This is a genomic window from Dyella sp., assembly GCF_036746095.1.
Taxonomy (GTDB): Bacteria; Pseudomonadota; Gammaproteobacteria; order Xanthomonadales; family Rhodanobacteraceae; genus Dyella_B.
The window spans coordinates 44,716-51,497 of the sequence record NZ_DAIOEU010000035.1 but is presented as its reverse complement, the minus strand read 5'-3'; the positions used below and the strand labels follow the sequence as shown (position 1 = coordinate 51,497).

At 61.8% G+C, this 6,782-nt stretch carries 6 protein-coding genes; 3 read left to right on the top strand and 3 right to left on the bottom strand.

Annotated elements, in window-relative coordinates:
• Positions 1-260: 260 nt before the first annotated feature.
• Together V7M64_RS14445 and V7M64_RS14440 are read right to left on the bottom strand one after the other, a co-directional pair.
• Positions 261-1,268 (bottom strand): FecR domain-containing protein, encoded by a 1,008-nt coding sequence (locus tag V7M64_RS14445; protein WP_333679994.1) that lies wholly within the window; start codon positions 1,266-1,268, stop codon positions 261-263.
• A complete protein-coding gene (locus tag V7M64_RS14440) occupies positions 1,268-1,846 on the bottom strand; it encodes an RNA polymerase sigma factor (RefSeq protein ID WP_333679993.1) in 579 nt (192 codons plus the stop codon). Before V7M64_RS14440 ends, V7M64_RS14445 begins: the two co-directional genes overlap by 1 nt.
• A gap of 229 nt (positions 1,847-2,075) precedes the next feature.
• On the opposite strand from V7M64_RS14440, the gene V7M64_RS14435 reads away from it, so the two are divergent.
• Positions 2,076-2,279 carry a hypothetical protein gene (locus tag V7M64_RS14435; protein WP_333679992.1) on the top strand — a complete coding sequence of 68 codons (204 nt, stop codon included), beginning with the start codon at positions 2,076-2,078 and terminating at the stop codon, positions 2,277-2,279.
• Positions 2,280-2,514: 235 nt separating this feature from the next.
• The gene (locus tag V7M64_RS14430; RefSeq protein ID WP_333679991.1) at positions 2,515-3,138 is read left to right on the top strand and encodes an OmpH family outer membrane protein; all 624 of its coding nucleotides are present in this window, start codon (positions 2,515-2,517) and stop codon (positions 3,136-3,138) included.
• 87 nt (positions 3,139-3,225) lie between these two features.
• Here V7M64_RS14430 and V7M64_RS14425 read toward each other — a convergent pair whose 3' ends face one another.
• Positions 3,226-5,583 (bottom strand): isoamylase, encoded by a 2,358-nt coding sequence (locus V7M64_RS14425; RefSeq protein ID WP_333679989.1) that lies wholly within the window; start codon positions 5,581-5,583, stop codon positions 3,226-3,228.
• A 364-nt stretch (positions 5,584-5,947) separates the two neighbouring features.
• Here V7M64_RS14425 and V7M64_RS14420 point away from each other — a divergent pair, with 364 nt between their 5' ends.
• A complete protein-coding gene (locus V7M64_RS14420; protein ID WP_333679987.1) occupies positions 5,948-6,781 on the top strand; it encodes a MipA/OmpV family protein in 834 nt (277 codons plus the stop codon).
• The last annotated feature ends 1 nt before the right edge of the window (position 6,782 follow it).

The window sequence follows — 6,782 nt, the reverse complement described above, 5'->3', positions numbered from 1 at the left end:
CCGCTTTCGCGGGAATGACGGCCGTGTGGACTGCCTGCGAAGCAGCGCAAAATACGTGCCGGACAGCAGTGAGCTTTCGCTAGAATGACGTTGTTTTAGCTTTTCCCGCAAGAACGGCGAAAAATTTCCCCGGACAGCAGTGCGCGAAAGCGGGAATGACGGCCATGGAGCTTACGGCATTTCGAACGCGTAGGCCGGGATGAAATCACAGCATGGAAGGCGCAAAAAAGCTGGGATTTCATCCCGGCCTACGCAAGCCATCAACGCAACAACACAACCTGCGTATCGCTCACGCGCTTGGCGCGAATCGCCCAGCCCTGCTGCAGCAGCTGCAGGAAGGTCTGCTGGTCGTTGGTGCGGAAAATGCCGCTGACATGGATGTTCTGCAGCGACGGATCGCCGATCGAAAGCTTCGTGCTGCTATAGCGATTCATTTCAAGCAGCAACTTCGGCAAGCGCCAGTCGTGTACGAACAGCTTGCCTTCCGTCCAGCCTTGCGCTTGCTGCAGGTCGAGCGGATGCACCGGCGTGATGTGCCCGCTGGCATCGAAGGCGAGTCCCTCGCCACCGATCAGCGATGCGCTTTGCGTCATGCCGTCCGGGGTCTGGGTGGCGATGGCGAGTTTGCCTTTCAGCAGCGCCACGTCGGTGGAGTCGCCATCGAGGCGCACCTGGAATTGCGTGCCTACCGCCGTTACGGTGCCGCTGCCCGCATGCACCACGAACGGCCACGCATGATTGCCCTGCACGCTGAATTGCGCTTGGCCCTGCTTGAGATCCACGCGCCGCGTATCCGGGCTATAGCTCACCGAGACTTCGCTGTCGGTATCGAGCAGGATCAGGGAGCCGTCCGCCAATGGCACGCTGCGCTGCTGGCCCGGCACGGTCGCGTAGGTCGTCGCGGCCACGTTGGTCGAGGTCGACACCCAGCGGGGCAGGGCGATCGCCGCGACGAGCAGCGCCAAGCCGGTAGCCATGGCCGGCAGCAGCCAGCGCCGCGAGGCGCGCGGTTCGGGCTCGTGGCGCAAGGCGCGCCGCGCTGCCGCCATCACGGCCGGATCCTTGACGGCCTCTTCGCTACGCTTCCACAACAATTCCAGCTCGCGATAGGCCGCCGCATGGGCGGGATCGGCGTTGCGCCAGCGCTCGAAAGCGGCGCGTTCTTCCGGCGGACAATGCCGGTCGAGCAGGCGCGCGAACCACTGCTCCGCCTCGCTTTGCGAGCCGGCGGGGGTCCGCTCGTTGGCATTTTCCCTGTCCATGCTCATTAAAACGTTTCCGTCGACGAATCACCTACCTTGCGCCGCAATTGCGCAAGCGCGGTGGCCAGGTGCTTCTCGACCATCTTCACCGAGATGCCGCAGCGGCTGGCGATATCCGCATGGCTCATGTCATGCACGCGCTTGAGCAGATACACGCGCTGGCATTTGGGCGGCAGCTCCAGGATCGCCCTGGACAGGCGCGCGACCTGCTGCTCGTAAAGCGCCCGCTGTTCGGGGGTGTGCTCGCCGGTGGCGATGTCCAGCCCTTCCAGCGCGACGTGGTCCTTGTTGTGGTGGCTGAGCGCCACCCGGTACTGGTCGTGCGCCACGTTCACCGCGATGCGGTAGAGCAGTTGCTTCCAGGCCGAAGGCGGTTCGGATTCGCGATAGCGCATCAGCTTGGCCATGCTTTCCTGCGCCGCATCCTCCGCATCCTGCTCGCTGGCCGTGCGTGCACGCAGAAACTGCAGCAGGCCACGGAACTGGCCGCGCAGGAACGTCTCGAAACCATGCGTGTTGTCATGTGCCCCGATGGCCGGAATGCCCGGCCCCCCCATCGGCGCACTCTCCCGCTTGTTTTTCATCCCCGCCTTCTTGCTGCCCCACCTAAGCGTGGGACGAATGTGGCGCAAAACGGGGAGGTATGCAAATCGGGCCCGGCCGCGTCTGTCGCTTCAAACGTTTGGCTTCTGCTGGCCGTCCCTTCCCCTGAATGGTGATCTCGCGCATACCCGGGCTTCACGCACCGGGCAGGCCTTTGTCACTTGGCTGGATGCAAGCTTGCGCCATCCAAGACGACGAGACGACGCACTCGTGAACGGGGCGATCAAGCTGGAAAAACTTGAGCTGTCATGCCTGGAAAGCGTGGCGGAAGGGCGCGCCTCGGCCGTGCCTGAACCCATCGCCTCGCGCTTGCTCGCCATGGGGCTGGTGCAGGAGCAGAGTGAAGCGGGGCACAGCAGGAGACTCCAGCTCACGCCCAAAGGTTTGTCTTTCATTCGTTCCAGCGACCAATAATTCCCGCCGGCTTGGCGCCTCAACTCAAAAATCACGATACCGCCGGACAAGGCGGTGACCTGGCGCCCTACGCGGCGTTGACCGCCATGCGAAACAGGTAGCCGGCAGGATTGCTCGACACGCAGGCCTCGCCCTGCGCTCGATGCGCAGACAGGCCGCTGCGTAGCTGCAATCGCAACGCAATTGGCGTACGTTGAGCCTTTTCAACCGCCCCCTTTCCACTGAAGGACCAACCATGCGCCTCGATCGAACGCTCCCAGCCATTGCCGCCATTCTCCTCGCCGCCGTGCCGGCCGCTGCCGCACAAGCCCAATCCAGCAGCGGCAACAACCCGCCCCTCGGCGGGCCGGTGGTATCGGGTGTCTGCTACCTGTCGCGCGAGGCGATCTTTGCCAATGCCAAGGTCGGCAAGGCCGCTTCCGCGCGCTTGAAACAGCTGGCTGACCAGGCGCAGGGCGAGATCGAAACCGAACGCAAGCCGATCGATGCCGACGTGCAGAGCTACCGCTCGCAAGCGGCTTCATTGTCCGCCGACCAGCGCCAGTCGCGCGAACAGGCGCTGGGGCAGCGCATGCAGAAAGTGCAGGAAGACCAGGCACTGCGCAGCCGCGAACTGGAAGCCACGCGCGTGAAAGCGCTGGGCCAGATCGCGCAATACGCGCAGCCGGTGATCACCGAGGCGTATCGCAGCAAGAACTGCGGCCTGCTGCTGGATCGCAACGTCGTGCTCGGCGGCAACATGGCCAATGACCTGACACCGGCCGTGGTGCAGGGCCTGGACGCCAAGATCACCACCATGTCATTCAACCTCGAGCAACTTCCGGCCAATAGCGGCGCGTCGAGCGGGGCGCAGAAGTAATCTGGTATTGCCGCCGCGTAAACCCCGACATCGCCATGCACGAGCATGCGTAAGCTGGGGTTTGTACCCCAGCGTACGCATTGGACATTACTTGGCAATCAGCAACAGCAGTGACTGCCCGCATTGGCCGTAAGTGGCGCCCGCGCCGCCGATCAGTGTTTCATTGCCGGGTGTAACGAAGGTATTGGGGCCATCGTTCCAGTCGCAGGTATCCGTAACGCGATACCAGTTGGTGCCAGTGGGCGGCGCCGGTAACGTGAAAGTAACGCTGCCGGACCAGCCGTTGTAGGCGATATACATGGAGTTGCTATCGCCCAACGATGATCCGTTCACCGTGTACGCAATCGCATAGTTGCTGGTGTTGTTCCAGTAGCTGCTGTCGGCAACGGCTCCGCTGGGTTCGTACCAGACGACTTGGCTAGAGGTGTACCACGTCACCGGACGCAACGCCGGATGCGCTTTGCGGAAGGCGATCAGGCGTTGGGCGAAGTTGTAGAAGTTCGATTGATCCGTCGTCCAGCTGTAGCTGAGCCAGTTGGCGGTGGAGTCCAGGTTGTAGGCGTTGTTGTTGCATTGGAGACTGCGCAGATGCTCGTCGCCGCCTTGCATCATGGGCGTGCCGGCGGAGAGCATGACGAAGGCGAGGCCGGTGCGTGCGGCGCGGCGTTGGTCGACGGCGGCGCCTGTTCCGGCGGACATGCCTTGGTCCCAGCTGTAGTTGTTGGCGATGCCGCCATCGGAGGGGCCGTAGGGCCACGCCTGGCTGTTGTTGGCGCCGTTGCAGGCATAGACGTCTTTCAGCGTCATGCCATCGTGGATGTCGATGAAGTTGGTGGAGTTCCACGGCGCGCGGCCGCTGGCCTGGTACAGGTTGGACGAGCCGGAGAAATCGTTCGCATCCTGCGTGATGTGGATGGTCATGTTGCCGAGTTCGTTCTGCGCCTGTCGCACGCTGTCGCGGAACAGGCCATTCCACTCGGACCAGCCTTTCGGAAATCCACCAAGCTGGTATTCATTGCTGCCGCTGGCCGCCCACGGTTCGGCGTAGAGATCCAGTCCGGTGCCGCCTGTTGCGGGACGCACGGTGAATTCCTTGAGGATGCGGTTGATGGCGACGTTCGGATCCGCCGCATCGAAGTAGAAGCCGCCATTGGGACAGTTCGGCGCACCGGACTGGGCCGCGCCATTGAGGCAGGCGTTGCCGAGGATGGGGCCTTCGTCGAAGCGGAAACCGTCGACGCCCATCGTGTTGCTCCAATACGCGAGCGAATCGATGATCAGGTTCTGCGCAACGGTGTTGTAGGTGTTGTAGTTGGCGCCGATGCCGGTGTTGTCGTAGAAGTATTGATTGCCGGAGGTGAGTTCGTAATAGGTGGTGTTGTCCAGCCCGCGCCAGGAATACTCGGTCGCGGTGGTGGGATCGGTGCTGCTCCAGCTGCCGCCTTCGGCGGTGTGGTTGTAGACCACGTCCATGTACACCTTGATGCCGGCGTTATGGAAGGCCTGCACCATCGCCTGGAATTCCGCGGTGGGACCGCCTGCCGATTTGTTGTATGCGTAGCGCCGATCGGGTGCGAAGAAGTCTTCGGTCATGTAGCCCCAGTAGTTCTGGTTGGCATCCGAATTGGGTACCACGTCGTTGGCGTCGTTCTGCGTTTCCTGCAATGGCAGGAATTCCACCGCGGTGACGCCCAGGCTGGCCAGATAGCTCGCCTTCAATCCTGCGCCGTAGTAAGTGCCCTGGTATTGCGTGGCGATGCTGGGATCCTGCTTGGTGAATCCGCGCACGTTTACTTCGTAGATCACATCGTCTTTCTGTGCGCGCGTCGGCTTGGTGCCGGTGCTCTGCGTACTCGGCACCAGCACGATGCCCTTGGGCGCGTACGTGCCGCTGTCGATCAGGCGATATGCCTTGCCGAAGGCAGAATCGACGGTGCCGCCGGTGGCGAAGATATCGGCGTTCTGGTTGTTCGTGTTGAGCGGGTCCTGGCTGATCTCCTTCGCATACGGATCGAGCAGCAGCTTGTTGGGATTGAAGCGATTGCCGCTGCTGTCGACGTCGGAGATGAAGCCGGCCGACGAGCCTTTCGTCCAGCTTGAGTTGTACGGCCAATTGGGACCCCAGGCGCGATAACCGTAATACACGGCGCCGGTGATGCCGGCGCCTTGAATCGACGATACCGGCACCACCGCTTGCCACACGCCGCCGCCTTCGTTGGTCAGGGCATACGTGGCCGATTCCTGCGCGCCATAGCCGGCGCCGTACAGGTACAGCACGATGCGCGTGGCTTGCGAGGAATACACGCGAAAGTTGATCTGCGTTTGTTGCGCGTTGTAACTGGCGCCAAGGCTCATGCTGTTGATGGCGGCATGCGCGGGCATGGCGGGAATGGCCGCGAGGCTGGCGCAGGCCAGCAAGACGGCAAGCATCTTCGGACACTTCATACGGGTGCCTCCTGGTGAACAGGTTTCGTTGCGTATTCCCTTCGAGTGCACGCAGGTATCGATCTGCGTGGCCGCAGCTTGCCGTACGCCGAATCGATCTCCCCATCGATGGCGCAGGTGACTAACGCGTTGCTTGGCTATGCGGAAAGCTGTTGCGCTGGATGGTAGGAAGCATCGCGGTGCAACAACCAGGGTATGCATACGTATTCATTGCGAATAGTTCTTGCGAATTCACGCGGTGCATACGGGGGCCGGTGACACCGATCTTGCGGCCCCACTGCGAGCAACACACAAAGCGGTAAGTATTTGGTAAGTCGCCCGACCCGAGAGTGCAGTTCCCACCCTCGATCCGGACCACCGCCATATGCGACTCCAGCGCAACCGCATGAAGTATCTTGCCTTGCTCGGCGCTCTTCCCTGGATGCCGATGGTCCATGCACAAAGCACTACCACTACGGGGGAAGCGCCACCAAACCAGTCGCAAGCCCTGCCGGGCGTGGCGACCGGGTTCGATGCGCAGCAGGAGGGTGCGTCATCGCATTGGGGGCTGGGCGGGGGTATTGCTGCCGAAGGCCTGCCCTATAAAGGGTTCGGTACGCGCGTCCTTCCAGCGCCCTATGTCTTCTATGAGAATCGATGGATCAGCTTTATCGGCACGACGTTCGACCTCAAGGCATGGCAAGGCGACGGCTTTACGTTTTCCTTGCGCACCAAGTTTTCGCTGTTCGATGGTTACACGCATTCAGACGCCACCATCTTTCATGGCATGGCCAACCGCAACGGCGCGATTTGGTACGGTCCGCACATGGGCTGGCACTATGGCCAATTCAGCATTTCAACCGAATATCTGTCCAGCAACCGCGGGCATCAGGGTGAGCTGTCGCTGGAGCGAGGTTTCGACTTCGGGCGCTGGCGCATCGCACCGCACGTCGAATTCCAATATATGAATCGCAAATACGTCGATTACTATTACGGCGTGCGGCCGACGGAAGTTACGCCCACGCGCCCGGTCTACGATGGCAAGTCGACGGTCAATGCCAGTGTCGGCGCCAGCGTGACGTGGCGGCTGGATGCGCGCCAATCCATCCGCGGCGATGTCGGTATCACGCAATTCGGTTCGGGTATCACCGATAGTCCGCTGGTTGGCAAAAAGACGGCGCCCAGCATCATGGTTGGCTACATTTATCGCTTCAAATGAC

Coding starts and splice junctions, on each gene's coding strand:
- V7M64_RS14445 (WP_333679994.1), bottom strand. CDS start 1,268: ATGAGCATGGACAGGGAAAATGCCAACGAGCGGACCCCCGCCGGCTCG.
- V7M64_RS14440 (WP_333679993.1), bottom strand. CDS start 1,846: ATGAAAAACAAGCGGGAGAGTGCGCCGATGGGGGGGCCGGGCATTCCG.
- V7M64_RS14420 (WP_333679987.1), top strand. CDS start 5,948: ATGCGACTCCAGCGCAACCGCATGAAGTATCTTGCCTTGCTCGGCGCT.
- V7M64_RS14430 (WP_333679991.1), top strand. CDS start 2,515: ATGCGCCTCGATCGAACGCTCCCAGCCATTGCCGCCATTCTCCTCGCC.
- V7M64_RS14425 (WP_333679989.1), bottom strand. CDS start 5,583: ATGAAGTGTCCGAAGATGCTTGCCGTCTTGCTGGCCTGCGCCAGCCTC.